Origin of the sequence: Limosilactobacillus secundus, from assembly GCF_020784695.1 — a bacterium.
Taxonomy (GTDB): domain Bacteria; phylum Bacillota; class Bacilli; order Lactobacillales; family Lactobacillaceae; genus Limosilactobacillus; species Limosilactobacillus reuteri_F.
The window spans coordinates 21,075-40,407 of the sequence record NZ_JAJGUA010000004.1; the positions used below are offsets into that span (position 1 = coordinate 21,075).

Below are 19,333 nucleotides of genomic sequence, written 5' to 3' on the forward strand. Positions count from 1 at the left end.
GCAAATTCTCACTCTGAACCTTTTTGTGTGCATTGTTATTTAATGTGTAAAATCGTTCGTAACCTTGCTACTCGTGGTCCCAATAGCTGATCAGCTAGGCGTGACTTTAAGCAGAGGTAAAGATAAATTCCTGCTCCGACTATTACTCCTGGAATCAAGGAGAAGAAAGCTGTGTAGCGCCCATATGGACTAACAAAATGGCCAATGATTAACATTACAATCTTTGTCCCAGCAAACATCACTAAGGAGTAAGCTAAAATCTGGTTAGTTGGTAGGGCCATCTTATCAAATCGTAGGTGAAATTCCATATTAAAGGAATGCAGGATCATATAGTTAATCACAAACATTGAAAGCCCAGTTGAAACCAGTGGTCCTAATCCTTCAAAAATCCAAATACATGGGAACTGGAGGATAAATTTAATTACGATTCCGATGGCTAAGAACATCATCATTTTTTTATTCTCAGAAATCCCCTGCATCATCGCTGCGGCCACAGTATACAAGCCTAACATAATCGAAATGTAAGCCGCAAATTGCAGTACCACGACCCCTGCCGCATCATAACGGTAAAAGACGGTGTAGATTTGCTGGGCAACCGCGGATAATCCAAGAGCTGCCGGAATCATCACGAAATAGAATAGCAAGAGAACATTTTGAATCTGTTTCCGCATATCCTCTTGATCGTTCTGGGCTCGGGCTGTCGCAAGCAAAGGAATAACTGTTGCGGCTAATGCGGAAGCCAATGAAATAACAATCATGTAAAGCTTATTGGCATTGAACGCAAACAAGGCATAAGTAACATCCATCTGATATTTAGTAAAGTGACCAACTAATGGCATCATCCGTTTAAAAGTATATTGGTCAATTAATTGGAAAATCGTTACCCCTGATTCAATAATGATGAACGGAATTGACTGATAAATAATCTTAAAAATTAATGTTTGGGTTGAAACCTCAGTGTTTACTTCACCATGTGCAACCAAGTCATTCATTTCACGTTGGTGACGCATCCAGGCAATTCCCAAGACGATCACTGCACCAATTGCCCCGATAAAGGCCGCAAATGTTGATTGGGAAACAGCACTAACCCAATTACCATTTTGAATCTTCATGATGAAATAAGTAGCCGCCAACATATAAATAACCCGAAAAAGCTGTTCAACAAATTGTGAAATTGCCGAGGGTGCCATCCAGTTATATCCTTGTAAAAATCCTCGGGTAATCGACATCCCCGGAATAATCAAAATAGCCCAAGCTAATGAACGGATAACCGGAATCATATTTGGATCTCCATTATCCATTAAACGGGCCCCAAACATCATTACTGTCGTACAAATTACACCCATTGCCATCGCAACGTACATTCCAGAATGATACAGTCGGCGACTAACGCCATACTGATTTATTCCATTATAATGCGCGACCATTTTAGAAATTGCAGAAGGAATACCTGCCGTTGCAATCACTAAAAACATATTATAAATATTGTAACCCTGAGCATATAAGGCATTCGCTTCATTACTGTAAGCTCCTAACCATGTGACCCACGGAATAATGTACAGCGCCCCTAAGATTCGCGAAGTAATACTACCAGCTGTCATCCAAGCTGATCCTGTAATCATTTTTGTTCGCGAATCTTTTTTAACGGTGGTGCTGCTCAAATCATTTACTTTATTTTCTTCCATGATTTGTTGCAATCCTACCTTTTTTATTTTAATCGAGTTTACGCAATCTTAATCATTTTATCGTGAATAAAAAGCTGGCGCAATTCGATTTACTCTTTTTAATATTTCTTTAACCTAGTATTGTTCCAAATCGACAGTTACCATTTTAATGATTTGATCTGGATGTTGTTGCTCTAATATCTCTAATGAGCTTACGGCAGGGGGCTCTTCAAAGTGGCCGAGCTTATCATTAAGGGTAATCGCTAAGCCCAATTTAGCAAAATCCATTGCCTCATCCATTGTTTTTCCCTGAGTAAATGCTTCCGGTAAATCTGGAAAATCAACTTGAATTTCATTATCTTTCGGGGTAAAAATTGCTGGGTAACTCACTATTTCCATAACTGGTCTCCTCAAATAAAAAGAAGCAGGAAAATATAAATTCCCTGCTCTTCATTAATTTACTATTTTGCAACGATATTAACGATTTTGTTAGGGACAACAATGACTTTCTTAATGTCTTTGCCGTCAGTAAACTTCTTAACATGTTCGTTTGCTAAAGCAAGTTGTTGTGCTTCATCACGGTCAGTATCCTTGGCCATCTTAATCTTAGCCCGTACCTTACCGTTAACCTGAACGATCATTTCAACTTCATCTTCAACTAAGGCTTTTGGATCGTAAGTTGGCCATGGTTGGTAAGTGATTGTCTCACTCTCACCGAATTGACTCCAGAGTTCCTCAGCCATGTGAGGCATGATTGGGGCAATCATCTTTACAAAGCCTTTCATGTATTCAACTGGTAAATCATCAACCTTGTAGGCTTCGTTTACAAAGACCATCAATTGAGAAATAGCCGTATTGAAGTGCATCCGTTCGTAGTCTTCGGTAACCTTCTTAACAGTTTGATTGTAAACCTTGGTAAGCTTGCCATCGTTGAAAGTAGATACCCGGTCACGGAGGTGGTTATTATCATCCATTAACAACCGCCATACACGATGAACCCACTTATTAGCACCATGAAGTCCCTTTTCATCCCAAGGCACAGATTCCTCAAGTGGTCCCATGAACATTTCATAAAGACGTAAAGTATCAGCCCCATATTGGTCAACAATGTCATCAGGGTTAACAACATTACCTTTGGACTTCGACATCTTTTCATGGTTTGAACCAAGAATCATCCCCTGGTTAACAAGCTTCATGAATGGTTCTTTAGTTGGTACGAGACCGAGGTCATAAAGAACCTTATGCCAGAATCGAGCATAGAGCAAGTGAAGAACAGCGTGTTCAGCCCCACCAACATAGAGATCAACTGGTGACCAATAATCAAGCGCTTCTTTTGAGGCAAATTCCTTGTCATTATGAGGATCGGTGTACCGAAGCCAGTACCATGATGAACCGGCCCACTGTGGCATGGTATTAGTCTCACGAAGACCATGACGACCATTTTCGTCATAAACGTTAACCCAATCTTCAACATTCGCCAATGGACTTTCACCAGTTCCTGATGGTTCGATGTTATCAGTCTTTGGCAATTCAAGTGGGAGTTCATCTTCTGGAACTAATGAGGTTGTCCCATCATCCCAGTGGATAACTGGAATTGGTTCCCCCCAGTAACGTTGCCGACTGAAGATCCAGTCACGAAGACGGTAGTTAACCTTCTTATGACCAGCATCGTGTTCTTCAAGCCAATCAATCATCTTTTGCTTTGCATCAGCAATGTTCAAGCCATCAAGGAAACCAGAATTAATGTGTTTACCGTCACCATCAAAAGCACCTTCTGACACATCTGTTCCTTCAATAACAGGCTTAATTGGCAAGTCAAACTTAGTAGCAAAGTCATAATCACGTTGATCTCCGGAAGGAACAGCCATTACTGCTCCAGTTCCATATGAAGCAAGCACGTAATCACTAATCCAAATTGGTAGTTTTTCACCGTTAACTGGATTAATAACGTAAGAACCAGTAAATACACCAGTCTTGTCCTTGTTTAAGTCAGTCCGCTCAAGATCAGACCGCCGTGATGCTTCTTCCTTGTACTTTTCAACTTCCGCCTTGTGTTCTGGTGTTGTCAATTGATCAACTAATTCTTGTTCGGGAGCAAGAACAACATAAGAAGCACCAAAGAGCGTATCTGCCCGCGTCGTAAACACTTCAATCTTAGTATCTTCATTCCCCACAACTGGGAAAAATACTGAAGCACCTTCTGAACGACCAATCCAGTTACGTTGCATTTCCTTAACGCTTTCCGGCCAGTCAACAAGATCAAGATCATCAATCAAACGATCCGCATAAGCAGTAATCTTTAAAACCCATTGGCGCATTGGCTTACGATAGACGGGATAGCCGCCACGTTTAGTCTTGCCATCTTCAACTTCTTCGTTGGCAACAACTGTCCCACCCATAAAATCAGGGGCCCAGTTAACCATAATTTCACTTTCGTAAGCAAGCCCCTTCTTATAGAGCTGTTCAAAAATCCATTGAGTCCACTTGTAGAATTTAGGATCAGTCGTATTTACTTCCCGGTCCCAGTCATATGAGAAGCCAAGTGATTGGATTTGGTCACGGAAATGATCAATATTTTTGTTCGTAAAGTCCTTAGGGTTGTGGCCAGTCTTTAATGCGTATTGTTCAGCTGGTAATCCAAATGCATCCCACCCCATTGGATGTAAGACATTAAATCCTTGCATCCGTTTCATCCGTGACATTACATCCGTAGCTGTATAACCTTCTGGGTGACCAACGTGGAGTCCTTGACCAGATGGATATGGGAACATGTCTAATGCATAATACTTCTTTTGGTCCTTATTAAGGTCTGCTTTAAAAGTTTCATTCTTCTTCCAAAACTTTTGCCACTTTTTTTCAATCGTCTTATGATCGTAAGCCATATTTTCTACTCCTTGTTCTGATTTTAATAATCGTAATAAAAAAGTCCCGTAGAAATCAATCTACGAGACGAAATAACTCCGCGGTACCACCCGTTTTCCATGGAATCCATGGCGCTTAGGACCTTAACGCGGTAAACGTCATTACCTACTAAAATTCAGTAATAATCACATCTAGATGAGTTCGTAAATGACCAGTCTCCTGTTCACACCACCACAGGATCTCTGCTGACCTCGTCAAAAACTACTATTTCTATTACGATCAAATATTTAACGCCTATTTTAACAACCACCGTTAATGATTGCAAGCGTGTAACTAAATTATTAGCCTAAAATTTCTTTTAATTCGTCAACTTTATCAAGGTGTTCCCATGGTAAATCCACATCAGTCCGACCAAAGTGACCATAAGCAGCAGTTTGCTTGTAAATTGGCCGCTTCAAGTCAAGCATTTCAATAATTCCAGCTGGACGTAAATCAAATACTTTTCGAACAGCGGCAATTAATTCTTCTTCTGAACGGGTACCGGTACCATAAGTATTAATCATGATCGATACTGGTTCTGCTACCCCGATGGCATAAGCAACTTGAATTTCAGCCTTCTTAGCATAACCCGCTGCAACAATGTTTTTAGCAATGTAGCGCGCAGCATAACTAGCAGAACGGTCAACCTTAGTAGCATCCTTGCCAGAAAAGGCTCCACCACCATGATGGGCAGCTCCACCATAAGTATCAACAATAATCTTTCGTCCAGTTAAACCAGCATCCCCTTGAGGTCCACCGATTACAAAGCGACCGGTTGGATTAATGAAGTACTTAGTTTGGTCATCAAGGTACTCAGCTGGAATGACTGCTTCAATCACTTGTTCTTTAATATCCTTTTTAATTTGATCAAGTGAAACCTCTGGATCATGCTGGGTACTTAAAACAACGGTATCAACACGTAATGGCTTGTCATTCTCATCGTATTCTACAGTTACTTCGGCCTTTGCATCTGGACGAAGGTAAGAGATAACACCATCCTTACGTAGTTGAGCAATCTTACGCATTAATTTATGGCTTAAAACCAATGTCAATGGCATGTATTCAGGTGTTTCGTCAGTAGCGTAACCAAACATCAATCCTTGGTCACCGGCACCAATCTTATCAAGCGGGTCAGCTTCACCTTCACGCGTTTCTAAGGAGTCATCAACCCCTTGCGCAATGTCTGGTGATTGTTCATCGATCGCAGTGATAACCGCACAGTTATCAGCATCGAAACCGTACTTGCCATCTGTATAACCGATCTTACGAATTGTGTCCCGCACAATCTGTTGGATATTAACATAGGCCTTAGTAGAAACTTCACCAAAGACTAATACTAATCCAGTAGTAACTGATGTTTCCACTGCAACCCGTGAATCAGGATCCTTCTTAAGCAATTCATCTAAAATCGCGTCACTGATTTGGTCAGCAATCTTATCTGGATGTCCCTCTGATACTGATTCGGATGTAAATAAATGTCGTTCTGCCATTTTCTAATTCCCCCATATTCTATTGAAACTTTCAAATAGTTTGTAGTTGCGGTTACAAGGCATCTTCACGTTCAGACGTGAATCCTATCGGGAATTGCTTTATAACGAGAATAATCTTAGCACAATTATTAACCAACAATCAATGTTAATCCATACATTCTTACTTCAAACGGGCATTGACCATCCCCACTGCCGTCATGAAAGAGTAAATAATTGTCGGGCCAACAAATTTAAAGCCATCCTTCCGCATTTGCTTGGCTATTTCTTCTGAAGCCGGTGTTTTAGGAGCTAATTTAATATCGGTAGTTAATCCCAAGTCTTGAGGTTGATCACCAACAAAGTGCCACACATAATTGTCAAATGTCTTTCCCGTTTTCCGTAATTTTAAAATCACTTGCGCATTATTAATTACCGCTAATATTTTACAACGATTACGAATAATAGTTTCATCTTCACATAATCGATTAATATCCTCATCAGTAAAGCACGCAACTTTTTCAATATTAAAATTAGCAAATGCCTGATTAAATGCTTCTCGTCGCCGCCAGATTGTTTGCCAGGTTAAACCGGCCTGAAATAATTCTAAAGATAACATTGCAAATAACTGCTGGTCATCATGAACTGGAAATCCCCAATAGTGATCATAATAGTTTTGCATTTCCGGTGTAGTATTAGCCCATCGTGGTCGTTTAAGTGTCATTATTAATACCTCTTTTTTAAATAAATAGGGAGCAGAAATTACCTCCTCCCTATTTTATATACGAATTTTTGGTTATTTTGTACTTTTTTCTTTATTAGTATTTTTTAGCATAAATGCTAGTATGAGACCAATCAATTCAGTGATGATCATGCCGATAAATACTAAATGATAGCCGTGAAGGGAAGCGATTTGAGCCGAACTTCCCCGCTGAAGTGCATTTGTAGTAGCAACCGTTAAGATCAGTGTTGAAATAGTAACACCCGCGGAACCGAGAACTTGCCGGACAATCGTAATTACGGCTGTTCCATGGGGTACTAATTCATCTGGCAAAGCATTTGCTCCCAGTGTAACAGCTGGCATCATCACAAACGCATTTCCTCCTTCAATCACCATTGCACAAATGATCATTCCCAGCAAGCTGAGATGGTTAAGGACGGTTAAGCCAGCAACCCAGCCGATAATAATCATAAACATTCCTACCAGCATTGTCGGTTTAAACCCAATCTTATCAGCTAATTTTCCGGACAAAGGATTCAAAATACTAAGAAAAACTGCTCCCGGCACTAGGGACATTCCTGAAACAAATGGATTAACTTTCAATACTCCTTGATAATAAAGAGGAAAAATAATTGTCGTTACAATTAATGCGATATACGAAATTGATGTCAAAAGAATTGCTAAATCATAATTAAAAGTCTTCAATACCCGCAATTCCAACAGTGGATGCTTGAGATGAAGCTGCCGAATACAGAACCAGATAACCGCAATAAGACTAACGATAAAGATTCCTGTATTTATTCCCCATGCAGGATTCTTTTTTCCGGTTTGGTCAACAACGTACATAATCCCAATCAATCCAACTAGTAAGATTACTGATAGCCAATCAAGGTTTGTTTCATGCCGCTCCATTACATCTTGGATCAACCCACTAGCAGCCATTAAAATAATTACCGAAATGACAAGCATGAACAGGATAAAAAGGCTCTTCCAGCTAAAGAATTTTAGAACAATTCCTGAAACAATCGGTCCACAGGCAAGAGCGGATCCCATTACTAAACCAGCAATTCCCATTGTTGAACCCCGCTCTTCTTTAGGCGTAATTTCAAGCAAAACGGTTTGATAAGATGGGAATAAAACTCCGACAGCAAAAGCTTCCATGGCCCGTCCAATCATCATAAACCAAAAGCCATTAATTCCCCAAGATGATGGTGTTAAAACAATCATCAAAGATCCGATATCAAATAGCCCCAGTGCTCCAATGAACATTGCCTTAAAACTCATATTGTTGAGCATCCATGGGCTAATTGGCATGCTGACACACATTACGAGCATAAAACCAGTCGTCAACCATTGAACTGTTGATGCTGAAACCCCAAAAGCATTCATTAAAGTTGGATAGGCAGTTGACAACGATGATTGACTAATTGACATCGTAAAGGTACCAACTAATAAAGTAAAAATAAACCAAAAGCGACGATATCTTTTTCCATTACGTGCGATACTTTGAGCCATATCACTCTCTCCCTCTTTAGAATAATTATTATCTGACTGCTAAATATTATAGGTTTTGAATTAGTGAATGTAAATGTTATAATGTTATTAGATTATAATTATTTTAAGAAAGGGGACGACATTATGGCAGAAGCAGAATTTGATCGAGCGCTTGACCATCTCCGCGAAAACAAGGTTCGTCTTACTCCCCAACGGAAAACCATCTTAAATTACTTAATCAACCATCATACTCATCCGAGCGTTGAAATGATTTATGATGACCTTAAAGACTCAGTTGCCAATATCAGCATGGCAACTGTATACAATACTCTAAAGCTCTTCGTTGATTACAATCTTGTAATTGAGCTAAAAAATGGTGATGGTAGTGCCCACTTTGACTATTTCGGCCATCCGCATTATCATGTCGTCTGCGATAATTGTGGTAAGATCTCTGATGTTTTTGATGAGCATTTTACTGCAATCACGAAAGAATTAACGGTTATGACTCATGAAAAGACTGGTTATCTAGTTACAGGAAATAACATCGAAGTCCATGGCATTTGTCCCGAGTGTCAACGTAAATTACATTTGAATCGTTAGTAAAAATTCCCCGAAAACTCGGGGAATTTTTTATGCTTTCTTTTGTGTTAATGAAGCAACGGCAAGAATTGCAAACCAAGCTAAAGTTAGTATAAGAGCAATTAAAGTTTGCTTCTCTATACATAAAATAATTAGCACAATAAAAAGAAAAACTAAAATAATATAGTCAGTAAAAGATGCGCCTGGCATCTTAAAAGTCCTTGATTGTAGTTGCTGCCGAATATATCTTAGGTGTACCAAAATGATGATAGCCCATACAAAGAGAAAACTTGTGGTAGCAACGCTGGAAACATAGGAAAGTTCCTAATCCCGGTAGCCATTGGGGAACTTGAGAAAACCATAGTTGAAAATATAAGCCAATGGCGGTAACTTCGGCCATCGCCAATGCTAGCCAACACGCCCAATATGTCCAGCCCATTACAAAACTCACACGATTACCAAGATAATCCCGAATCGCATCCATAAACGAATGATAATGTAAATCGGAAAGAAGCAATTCTTCTAGGGCTCGCATAATTCCAAAACAAATAATTCCAGTAATTAAATATGCTAAAAGAATGACGTGAATTACCTTCCCCGCTCCGAGAAATAATCCCGTCCCAATCGTTCCACCAAGCGCCCTTAATTGAATATGACGGCTTTTAAGTTTACGTGTAAATTCTTGTTTTTCTGCCATAATCCTCTCTTCCTCAATAATTGAAGTTTTATTAATCCTAGGCAGGTTTACTAGCCATTACTAAAAAAATCAACTATGATATATAACATTGAAAACCTATTGTATAGTATTTTTCGTAGAAGGAGAAATTACATTGCACGCACTAGTTCATTGGATCCCATTTTTCATTTATTTTTTTGCAGGCTCTGTCCTTATCACCCATAACCACCTTTGGGAAAAATTTCCTAACTTTGGCCAGCATATTACAATTGCAACCTTTTTTATCTACTTAACTGCAATTGACTGGCTCTGCTTAACCCCTTCAATATTTAATTTTAGTTCTGCTAATAAACTTTTATTTTATTTTCACGGGGTACCATTTAATATCATCCCCCTCCAAGGACTCAGCCAAGAATTTTTCTTAAACATTGTGATGACTTTACCACTAGGAGTTTATCTTTATTTGATTAATCACCAAATGCCTTTCAGTCGTGCTATTCTCTATGGCTTTTTCTTCAGCCTATTTATCGAGTGTAACCAATTTGTTTGCGACCTTCTTTTCCATATTGGAAGAGTTGCTGATGTGGATGATTTGATTAGCAATACTATCGGAACTACAATTGGTTTTGCAGTAACAATCATACTTGATCAAACGATTTTTCATCAAGTTATTAAACAATTTATGTTAGTAGGTGGAAAATCTGATAAACTGAATAACTGAGGTGGTAAAAGATGATTACAAATGAACAAAGAGCGCACGATATTGCTCTTACCTTACTACAATCACGAGCAAAAGATCTAAAGCCAATTGAAGCATATCATGAATATGTCAATTCATTATTACCAATCTTAAAGGAGATTGATAAGGATTTTCCCAACGGGATTAAAGAGCACCTTTAATTTCCTGGAAAATTACGACAAAAGGGACTATAACATAAGTCAAGTTGCTTTCATAAAAAGCAAATATGCAGTACAACAATAGGCCTCCAACGTCCGGCAAAAACGAACGTTGGAGGCCTATTGTTGCTTACGGGGACTCCCAGAGCTAGCTTTGCGTCGAAAAACGAAGTCATAAGTGACTTCTGTCTCGCCCCCCCTTTTGCTATTTCATCCTAATATTATAACTACTTTTATTATAACTACTTTATTGATAATCTCTTTCTTCTTGTTTTATCAATCCAATTGAATTATGATATTAATGATTTTATTTTTAGGGAGGTTTTTCAATGTTTGAAGAAACTAAAAGAGGCTTTGACTGGTTTAGCTTAATTATCGGGGTCTTATTTATCATTGCTGGAATCGCATCATTCATGCGCCCAGATAAAACCCTTCACTTCTTAGCCATTGTTGCTGGAATTGCTTTTATTTTCCGCGGAATTTATGAATTATGGTTCCGTCAACAAATTAGTCAAGTCTTGGAAGAATCATCAGGTTGGTTAATTTTTTCTGCAATTTTAGATATTATTTTAGGAATTATTTTTCTGTTCCAACCAAGTTTTGGTGTACTCTTTATTGCTATTATCTTCGCTATCTGGTTTATTCTTGACTCAATCACTGAATTGCTCAGTGCCAAGTTTTTCAAGGAATTTCATCGAGGATACTACTGGTTCATTGTAATTCTAGCAATTTTGAGCTTGGTATTAGGGGTTATTCTTTTATTTAGCCCATTACTTTCTGCTATTACAGTGGTATGGTTAGTTTCAACATTCTTGATTGTTTTCGGAATTATGAAACTTATTCAAGCATTTTAACTTATACCTTGCGTTAAAAGAGATCAGTTTTGCTGGTCTCTTTTAATTTTACGAATATTTTGAATTACAATCTTTTTTCCATCATCAAATATTAGGTGATGAGCATGATGATCAATTCGTTTTAATTGACCTGTGTATTCTTCATAAAAACCTGTTCTACCATTAAAAAATTCAACCTTTACTATCGGATGCGATTGATCTCGTTCAATCATGGCAAGTTGAAATTTTATTCGATGCCTCATCTCAGCTGTGGGATAAGTTTTATGACCATACTTTTCCCCTACCTTTGCTAATAATTGATGATAGCCAGTCAAGGCTGCAAAAGGAGAAAACTGAGCAGCCCGATCTTTCGTGGACATTGGTGTATGAGCTTGAGAAATATGTCGAGGGATGTTGATAATATCCCGATATTTTGAGATATCACTGAACAAGCTTTTTTCTATTTTCAATAGATCTTCATTTTCCCTCATGCTTGATGTCCCCCAATCTGATTATTTCTTTCTAAAATAGTGGCACCTTTTTTCAAATCAGCCGCTCGAATAATGGCGTTTTTACCATATTCATTTTGCAAATCAAGGACAAGTCTTTGCAGTTTTTGATCATTTTTTTGAACTTGGGAACGATTTTTATGTTTTTTTGTTGAGTCAGTAAATAAATCTAACTGCTCATTATAATTCGCCAATCGAGCAAGCGTTGGTGAGAGAAGGTGGTTCGCTATTACCGTAATTTTGCGAACTGTCAATCGCCGATCAAGGCCAGAATCATATAGCTTCATAAATGCCTCCATTAATTCTGTACCAGATGAAGTTGGTAAGGGAAGATTAGTCCTTCTATGCATTGGCTTTGGTACCTGGCGTCCATAGAAGTCTGTCACTAATGACCCTTGGTAATCCTCAGATATGTTAGAAATATCATATGCGATCCTTAAAGCAACTTGATCAGTTACTAAGTTTTGCTTGGTTAACTGAAGAGCTAGCGAATTAACCATCTCTTGAATCACTAACCGGGTTTCTGTAAAGCTATAAGGTCGTGGTAATACCTGGCCAGAATATATCCCGTGATCAGATGAATGATAATTCTTGATATCTTTAATGGACGCGGGCTCGTATCCCCATGCATGGTCAATAATGATTTCCGCATTTTTTCCAAATTCGCGGTATAATACTTCCTCATTCATTGGATCAGATAATTTTCCCAATGAACAACGAGCAATATCTCCCATTGTATGCAGACCCAGCTTTTTTAGTCGGCGCGCATATCCAGGACCAATTCGCCAAAAGTCTGTTAGGGGCTGGTGCGCCCAAAGGTAACGGCGAAAAGTATGTTCATTCATCTGTGCAATCCGGACCCCGTCTTTATCTCCTGGAATTCGTTTAGCTACTATATCCATCGCTACTTTCGCTAAGAAAAGATTGGTCCCAATCCCTGCCGTTGCAGTAATTTGCGTCTCTGCTTTGATTGTTTGGATAATTTCCTTAGCTAAGGAACGGGCGCTAACATGGTATTCATTAAGATAATCAGTAATATCCATCATTACCTCATCAATAGAATAAACGTGGATCTTTTCTGGTGGTAAATAGCGTAAATAAATTTCATAGATGGCGGCACTTTTTTCAAGATAAAAATTCATTCGTGGACGTGCGATCTTATAACCAATTTTAAGTTCCGGTGATTTTAATAGTTCATTCCGATAGATTGAAACAACTGGTGATAATCGCTGGCGAGCCATTTCTTCGGCACGACAATTATTCAAGTACGCTACCCGTTGTTCTACCTCATACAATCGCGGACGACCAGCAACGCCAAATTTTTTCAAAGCTGGTGAGACGGCAAGACAAATTGTCTTACTAGTTCGCGATTCGTCGGCAACTACTAGGTTAACATTTAAAGGATCGAGCCCATACTCAGTACATTCGACCGAGGCATAAAATGATTTTAAATCAATTGCCATATATGTTTGCCCCATTGTAATGTACCTCCATTGCTTTAGTAAATACTATTATATCCTTTGCCGAACATATGTTCAAGAAACGAACAAAAAAATAAGGAGATTGAAAAAAACTTTTGTTTTTTCTCAACCTCCTTATTTAACTTAATTTAATTATTCAATATCAATATGATTTTCATCGTCATCAGTCTCGTCCTTCTTAGGAAGAGTAATTGTCAAAACACCATTCTTATATTGAGCCTTGATATCCTTCTTATTTACATCTGGTAAACGGTATTGCCGACTCATTTGGCCATACCGCCGCTCAGAATGCAAAACGTTGCCATCCTTGTCACCATCATCATCAAAGGTATCCCGATGACCAGTAACTGTCAAAATATCATTAGCATAATTAATGTGAATATCCTTCTTATCAAATCCAGGCATGTCAATCTTTACGGTATAATTCTTGTCATCTTCTGTAACATCTGTCTTCATGTGATCAGCAACTGGAGTTAGGTTAGAGAAGAAATCATCGTTCATCCAGTTACGCATGTTCATCAAACTATCAAATAAGTTATTACGGTTTTGTAATTCATTAGCCATAAAGAATGCTTCCTTTCTTTCTTATTCACTGTCTATGTTAAATGCTTTCAAATAAAATGCAACTAATATGCTAGGGCCCATTGACTAAAAAGAATATAATAAAAGTAGGAAAACAGAAAGGAGCTGCGCAAGATGAAAAAAGTCACAATCAATAATGTTTCAATGCCTGCAATTGGAATTGGAACATGGAATATGGGTGATTCCCTCGTCAATCGCTCAACAGAAATTAAAGCAATCCAAACAGCAATTGACGCTGGCGCACAAGCTATTGACACGGCGGAAATGTATGGCGATGGTCGTTCTGAAGCGCTTGTAGCTGAGGCCATCAAACCATATAGCCGAGAAAAGCTATTCTTAATTGATAAAGTTCTTCCTTCAAATGCCAGTAAGATAAAACTTGAGCATAGTTTAGATCAAAGCTTAGCAGCCGTAGGAACAGACTATTTTGACCTTTATCTTTTACACTGGCGGGGTGGGATTCCGTTAGCAGAAACAGTCAACGAATTAGAAAGAGTTAAAAAGGCAGGAAAGATTAAAGCATGGGGGGTCTCAAACTTCGATGTCAGTGATCTTGAAGAATTATGGCGCCTAAAAAATGGCACTGATTGCGTTGCCAACGAAGATCTCTATAATCTCGATAGTCGCGGAATTGAATTTGACCTCCTTCCCTTAATGAAACAGCATCAACTCCCATTAATAGCCTATTCCCCGCTTGCACAAGGTGATAGCTTATCGGGAAAGTTAACTGAGAATCCGCTACTAAAAGAAATTGCCGCAGATCACCATGTGACCGTTAGTCAGATCATGCTTGCATGGGTTTTGAGAATTGGAAATGTCCTTGCTATTCCAAAGAGCAGTAACCCAAAACATGCTGAAGAAAATGTTGCAGCTGGTAATATTGAACTAAGTGATGATGAACTACTCGCTTTACAAAAAGAGTTTCCATCACCAAACAAAAAAGAACCCCTTGCAGTAATTTAATAGCGACGTGGCGTAGTAATAGACTAAAAATCGAACTACAACTTTGTAAAAGGCAAAATTGTAGTTCGATTTTTATATAAGGCAAGCTAATTAATTTTCTTGATTAGCCTTTACTGGGTGATAGCGATGAAGACGTTGAGATCCTACATCAATTTCTGCTGGGTTGCCTTTGTGACCCGGCTTAATCTCAACAAGGCCTAACTTAATAGCCCCCACTGGACAAACAAGTGCACAAAGTTGACAACCGACACACTTACTCTTATCAAAGACTGGTTGCCGTTTTTCATCATCCCAAGTTAAAGCTTGGTGGGCACCATCTTGACATGAGATAAAGCAACGACCACAACCGATACACTTATCCCAATCGATCTTAGGGTAAACCTTGTAATTTCGGTCAAGTTGGTTAGTAGGGATAATATTCTTATTAGCTAAGCCGACAAGATCTTGAAGGTGGTCTACATGTTGTTCTTCCATATAATGCATTAAACCATTAGTAAGATCATCAATGATACGATAACCATATTCCATGATCGCAGTTGTAACTTGGAGAGTAGTGGCACCCAAAAGAATAAATTCAGCAGCATCTTCCCAGGTCTCAATTCCCCCAATCCCAGAAATTGGTAGTTGTTCAAGGCCAGCTGCTGAGCGTAATTGTTGTAAGAAACGTAAAGCAATTGGTTTAACAGCTTTCCCAGATAATCCAGAAACAGCAGATTTACCATCAATATTTGGTAAACCAACCTTCTTCTTAAGATCAACATCAACAATTGATTTAACCGTATTGATTGCGGAGAAGCCATCTGCCCCTCCTTCTAGACATGCCTTAACAACCGGAACCATCGTCGTAATATTGGGTGTCATCTTTGCAAGAACTGGAAGACTCGTCCCGCGTTTAACAGCTTCACAATTCTTCTTACATAATTCTGGATTAGTTCCCACATCAGAACCCATGGTATGGGAGGTCATCTGCGGACAAGAGAAGTTTAATTCAATCATATCAGCTCCAGCCTCAGTTACTAACTTGGCTAAGTTGGTCCAGTCTTCCAAGGTTTCACCCATAATCGAAGCAATCAAGACCTTATTGGGATATTCCTCTTTTAACCGTCGCATATCAGCCAAGTCCTGTTCCAAGGGGTGTTCTGATAATTGTTCCATATTCTTAAAAGCAACAAAATGCATGTCTTCCTTGGCTAATTCATCGAATCGGGGAGAAACTTCATCAATCTTAAAGTGTGTTGGTGATAAAGTCTTATATACGATTCCACCCCAACCAGCGTCATACGCATTCTTACACATTTCGTAACAGTTCCCAACAGGTGAGGACGACAAGCAAAATGGATTTTCAAAATGAACGCCTAAAAAGTCTACAGATAAATCTTTTTTAATCATTTTCTTGTCCTCCTAACAACCGATCTATTTCTTCTGCTACTTCTTTTCCTTTCTGTACAGCTACTACAACGGTTTTATTTCCGGCAACAATATCACCAGTCGCAAAGACTTTGGGATCTTTTGTCCGGAATCGTGGTTCACGGAATGGAATTTCATTATGCTGTAAGTCAATGTCTAGTCCTTCTGCATTAGCTTTTTGACCAACTGCTAAAATAATCTTATCAGCAGTAATAGTTAATTCACTCTTAATCTTCCGGTGAGTAAAGGTAGCACGATTCTGATGAACTTCTTTGGGAACGTAACCATCAACAATTGTTACACCAGCTTCTTGAGCACCGGCAAGTTCTTTTTTAGAAGCTTTGAATTCATCAAACTGCTCATAAACAACATCGGTGACATAAGGAACGTTAAGCTTCTTTAAGGTTGTTACAACATCCATTGCAACATCCCCACCACCAATAACAAGGACATTTTGCGGAAGATCTTCTAAATTGCCCTTACTTTCTTTTGCCCGGGCTAGGAATGAGATTGCTGATTCGGTACAGATATTGTGTTCAAACATTGGAAGCATCTTTGCTTCACTTGTCCCAATAGCAACAATTACTGCATTGTAACGAGCTTTAAGGTCATCCATTGAAATATCTTTACCGACAGTTGTGTTATAGACAATGTGAGCACCAAGGTCGACAATTCGTTGAACTTCATAATCCACAATTTCTTCCGGCAACCGATACTCAGGAATGCCATAGGTCAAGTAACCGCCAGCCTTAGCAGCTTTTTCATAGATATCAACTGCATAGCCCTTTTCACGGAGAGTCGTAGCTGCCTGTAAACCTGATGAGCCACTACCAATGATGGCAATACTCATCCCGTTTGGCTTACCGGCTTTAAGGATCTTCATATTCATCTTTCGTTCCATATCAGTGACATACCGTTGAATCCCACCGATATCAATTGGTCCGTCGATTTTAGCCCGAGTACAGGCCTTTTCACAGTAACGTTCAGTTGGACAAACACGCGCACAGATTGATCCTAACGCATTGTTTTCCCGAATCGTTTCAGCTGCCCCTTTGACATTACGAAAAAGAACGCTTCGAATAAATTTTGCCGGATTAGTATGTGCTGGGCAGGCTTGTGAACATGGTGCATCATGACATAATAAACATCGTGCAGCTTCCTGCATTACGGTTGTCATCGTGTAACCTTTCGACTCTGTTTCATACTTTGAAGTCATTAGACACCCTCCTCTAAGTTGTGACTCTTTGACAATTTTGTGATAAACGTAACTTTATATATAAATAATATTATATAAACACTTTCAAGATAAGTAGGCGATCCCCTTAATATATGGCATCATTTATTCTTAAAGTTGGTATTTTTGTATATACAATATGAATATTTTTATTTAACATCTCCAACTGTTTTTGTATCAAACCTCACAAAAAGAGTCTTATCACTTAAGAAAAAAGTAAATTCCTTGTACAATTATTACAGAGACAAGATTTGGTTAAATTGAAAGAAGGATTAACATGAAATTTATTTCTTGGAGTGTCAATGGCTTAAAATCAGCCATTACTCATGGATTTGTCGAAGATTTTAAACGCCAAGATGCTGACTTCTTCTGTCTACAACGAACACGATTGGATAAAGGTGAAAAACCGATTCAAATTCCTAATTATTACCAATACTGGAATTATGCGGAAAAGAAGGGATATTCTGGTACCGCCATTTTCACTAAATATAAGCCAGAAAACGTTATATATGGAATGAATAATTCAATCTTTGACAAAGAAGGGCGGCTAATCACGCTTGAATATCCAAACTTCTATTTGATTGATGTATACGTCCCAGTTTCAGGGGAAAAGTTGCAACACCTTGATTATCGTCTTGACTGGGATCGTGCTTTCCTTGATTATGTTACTAATTTGCAAAGTAGTAAGCCAGTAATCATTGGTGGTGATATGAGCGTTGCCTATCAACCAATTGACCTAGCAGAGCCAACAGAAGATCATCATAAAGCCGGCTTTACAAAACAAGAACGAGTTGATTTTGGTAAATTGCTTAATGCCGGCTTTACGGATACTTTCCGTTATCTCCACCCTAATTTACATGGTGCCTATACCTGGTGGAGTTATCGTTATGATGCACGGGAACGAAATGTAGGTTGGCGTCTCGACTACTTCTTAGTTTCTGATGTATGGAAAGAACGAATTGAAGAAGCCAAGATTCTTTCAGATGTTAAAGGTTCAAGTCACTGTCCGATTGAACTTATTGCTAATGTTGAATTATAAGAAAACCGAACTGAATTTTATAATAGTTAAACGAAAAGAGGTTGGAAAAACTAAAATTTTTCCAACCTCTTTTATCGTATGTTTGAAATTTGTTGATTATCTATTTTATTAAATCTTATTTTAGTACCAACCGTGTGATTGCCAGAATGATTGAGCAGCACTCCATGAACCGTAACGGCTAGCTACGTATTGATCAGCTACTCGTTCTTGGTTAGCTTCTGAGTAGTCACCGTTTAAGTATGATGCTGACAATTGGTACTTACCAATGTATTGACCATTCCGTGCACTGTAGCTACCACCTGATTCGCGAGCTGCGATCCAAGCCTTGGCAGCAGCATCATTTCCAGCTACATTTGAGTTATAGCCAGTTGATGCTTGAGCACTAGATGGTTGTTGTACATTTTGTGTTTGTGGAGTTTGTACTTGTTGTTGAGCAACCGGTGCTCCTTGGTTTGATTGTACTTGTTGGTTTTGTTGTGCTTGATTTTCAGCAGGTGTAGCTTGTGTATCTGCTTGTGGTGCAACATTTGCGGCTGGTAAAGTAGCAACTTCTTCTTGAGTAGCTGGTGCAACTTCACCATCATCCTTGATTACTAATTGTTGACCAACGTAAATCAAGTTCTTATCAGCAATATTATTATGGTTTGCTAATGTATCTACAAAAGTTAGATCGTGACCTAATTTGTAAGAAATCCCAGAAAGGGTGTCACCTGCTTGCACCGTGTAAATACTATCGGCGTTTGCAGTCGTTGCAGTAGCTACTGTTCCTAATGCAACTGCACCAGTAATCGCTGCTGTAATCTTGGCTACTTTCTTAGATAACTTCATTATAAATTCAATCCATCCTTTTCTCTTAATTAATCAAATAACTCATTTCAACGATAACT

At 38.8% G+C, this 19,333-nt stretch carries 19 protein-coding genes, 1 pseudogene, 1 riboswitch and 1 other annotated feature; of the genes and pseudogenes, 6 read left to right on the plus strand and 14 right to left on the minus strand.

Annotated features, from left to right (window positions below; all coding sequences use genetic code 11):
- Positions 1-35: 35 nt before the first annotated feature.
- The 6 genes from LMB57_RS00180 to LMB57_RS00205 all read right to left on the minus strand — a co-directional run bounded on the left by LMB57_RS00180 (position 36) and on the right by LMB57_RS00205 (position 8,267).
- A complete protein-coding gene (locus LMB57_RS00180; RefSeq protein ID WP_229271676.1) occupies positions 36-1,685 on the minus strand; it encodes a putative polysaccharide biosynthesis protein in 1,650 nt (549 codons plus the stop codon).
- A gap of 114 nt (positions 1,686-1,799) precedes the next feature.
- Positions 1,800-2,063 carry a type II toxin-antitoxin system HicB family antitoxin gene (locus LMB57_RS00185; RefSeq protein ID WP_229271675.1) on the minus strand — a complete coding sequence of 88 codons (264 nt, stop codon included), beginning with the start codon at positions 2,061-2,063 and terminating at the stop codon, positions 1,800-1,802.
- Between the two features lie 62 nt (positions 2,064-2,125).
- Complete coding sequence (leuS, locus tag LMB57_RS00190) at positions 2,126-4,546, minus strand: leucine--tRNA ligase (protein WP_229271674.1); 2,421 nt, start codon at positions 4,544-4,546, stop codon at positions 2,126-2,128.
- Between the two features lie 60 nt (positions 4,547-4,606).
- Positions 4,607-4,815 (minus strand) — a binding site (T-box leader).
- 52 nt (positions 4,816-4,867) lie between these two features.
- A complete protein-coding gene (metK, locus tag LMB57_RS00195) occupies positions 4,868-6,055 on the minus strand; it encodes a methionine adenosyltransferase (protein WP_003664212.1) in 1,188 nt (395 codons plus the stop codon).
- Positions 6,053-6,165: riboswitch (SMK box riboswitch) on the minus strand. (Overlaps the previous gene by 3 nt.)
- Before the next feature lie 50 nt (positions 6,166-6,215).
- Positions 6,216-6,755, minus strand: coding sequence for a DNA-3-methyladenine glycosylase I (locus tag LMB57_RS00200; protein WP_229271673.1), 540 nt, complete (start codon positions 6,753-6,755; stop codon positions 6,216-6,218).
- A gap of 72 nt (positions 6,756-6,827) precedes the next feature.
- Positions 6,828-8,267: an MFS transporter gene (locus LMB57_RS00205; RefSeq protein WP_229271672.1), complete on the minus strand. Its 1,440-nt coding sequence runs from the start codon at positions 8,265-8,267 to the stop codon at positions 6,828-6,830.
- 123 nt (positions 8,268-8,390) lie between these two features.
- Between LMB57_RS00205 and LMB57_RS00210 the strand changes: the two genes are divergently transcribed.
- Complete coding sequence (locus LMB57_RS00210) at positions 8,391-8,846, plus strand: Fur family transcriptional regulator (protein ID WP_229271671.1); 456 nt, start codon at positions 8,391-8,393, stop codon at positions 8,844-8,846.
- 30 nt (positions 8,847-8,876) lie between these two features.
- Here the strand turns inward: LMB57_RS00210 and LMB57_RS00215 are convergent, their stop codons facing one another.
- Positions 8,877-9,035 carry a hypothetical protein gene (locus LMB57_RS00215; protein ID WP_229271670.1) on the minus strand — a complete coding sequence of 53 codons (159 nt, stop codon included), beginning with the start codon at positions 9,033-9,035 and terminating at the stop codon, positions 8,877-8,879.
- 109 nt (positions 9,036-9,144) lie between these two features.
- Positions 9,145-9,522 (minus strand): annotated as a pseudogene (locus LMB57_RS00220) (amino acid permease); the annotation flags it as partial.
- 88 nt (positions 9,523-9,610) lie between these two features.
- On the opposite strand from LMB57_RS00220, the gene LMB57_RS00225 reads away from it, so the two are divergent.
- The 3 genes from LMB57_RS00225 to LMB57_RS00235 all read left to right on the plus strand — a co-directional run bounded on the left by LMB57_RS00225 (position 9,611) and on the right by LMB57_RS00235 (position 11,252).
- Complete coding sequence (locus LMB57_RS00225) at positions 9,611-10,222, plus strand: VanZ family protein (protein ID WP_324255208.1); 612 nt, start codon at positions 9,611-9,613, stop codon at positions 10,220-10,222.
- Between the two features lie 11 nt (positions 10,223-10,233).
- Complete coding sequence (locus LMB57_RS00230) at positions 10,234-10,401, plus strand: hypothetical protein (protein ID WP_003664220.1); 168 nt, start codon at positions 10,234-10,236, stop codon at positions 10,399-10,401.
- Between the two features lie 326 nt (positions 10,402-10,727).
- Positions 10,728-11,252: an HdeD family acid-resistance protein gene (locus LMB57_RS00235; protein WP_229271668.1), complete on the plus strand. Its 525-nt coding sequence runs from the start codon at positions 10,728-10,730 to the stop codon at positions 11,250-11,252.
- A 23-nt stretch (positions 11,253-11,275) separates the two neighbouring features.
- Here the strand turns inward: LMB57_RS00235 and LMB57_RS00240 are convergent, their stop codons facing one another.
- From LMB57_RS00240 to LMB57_RS00250, 3 genes are all read right to left on the minus strand, one after another.
- Complete coding sequence (locus LMB57_RS00240) at positions 11,276-11,722, minus strand: hypothetical protein (RefSeq protein ID WP_229271667.1); 447 nt, start codon at positions 11,720-11,722, stop codon at positions 11,276-11,278.
- Entirely contained in the window at positions 11,719-13,218 is a 1,500-nt protein-coding gene (locus LMB57_RS00245; protein WP_229271666.1) for a Y-family DNA polymerase, read from the minus strand. The genes LMB57_RS00240 and LMB57_RS00245 overlap by 4 nt, the downstream gene beginning before the upstream one ends.
- A 135-nt stretch (positions 13,219-13,353) precedes the next feature.
- A complete protein-coding gene (locus LMB57_RS00250; protein WP_003670784.1) occupies positions 13,354-13,785 on the minus strand; it encodes an Hsp20/alpha crystallin family protein in 432 nt (143 codons plus the stop codon).
- A 132-nt stretch (positions 13,786-13,917) separates the two neighbouring features.
- Here LMB57_RS00250 and LMB57_RS00255 point away from each other — a divergent pair, with 132 nt between their 5' ends.
- Positions 13,918-14,766, plus strand: coding sequence for an aldo/keto reductase (locus LMB57_RS00255; RefSeq protein ID WP_229271665.1), 849 nt, complete (start codon positions 13,918-13,920; stop codon positions 14,764-14,766).
- 90 nt (positions 14,767-14,856) lie between these two features.
- On the opposite strand, the gene preA is transcribed toward LMB57_RS00255, so the two are convergent.
- Positions 14,857-16,155 (minus strand): NAD-dependent dihydropyrimidine dehydrogenase subunit PreA, encoded by a 1,299-nt coding sequence (preA, locus tag LMB57_RS00260; protein ID WP_229278019.1) that lies wholly within the window; start codon positions 16,153-16,155, stop codon positions 14,857-14,859.
- The gene (locus tag LMB57_RS00265; RefSeq protein WP_229271663.1) at positions 16,148-17,389 is read right to left on the minus strand and encodes an NAD(P)-dependent oxidoreductase; all 1,242 of its coding nucleotides are present in this window, start codon (positions 17,387-17,389) and stop codon (positions 16,148-16,150) included. The genes preA and LMB57_RS00265 overlap by 8 nt, the downstream gene beginning before the upstream one ends.
- Before the next feature lie 295 nt (positions 17,390-17,684).
- On the opposite strand from LMB57_RS00265, the gene LMB57_RS00270 reads away from it, so the two are divergent.
- On the plus strand, positions 17,685-18,446 hold the full coding sequence (locus tag LMB57_RS00270) for an exodeoxyribonuclease III (RefSeq protein ID WP_229271662.1): 762 nt from the start codon (positions 17,685-17,687) through the stop codon (positions 18,444-18,446).
- Positions 18,447-18,566: 120 nt separating this feature from the next.
- Here the strand turns inward: LMB57_RS00270 and apf are convergent, their stop codons facing one another.
- The gene (gene apf, locus LMB57_RS00275; RefSeq protein ID WP_229271661.1) at positions 18,567-19,274 is read right to left on the minus strand and encodes an aggregation-promoting factor; all 708 of its coding nucleotides are present in this window, start codon (positions 19,272-19,274) and stop codon (positions 18,567-18,569) included.
- Between the last annotated feature and the right edge of the window lie 59 nt (positions 19,275-19,333).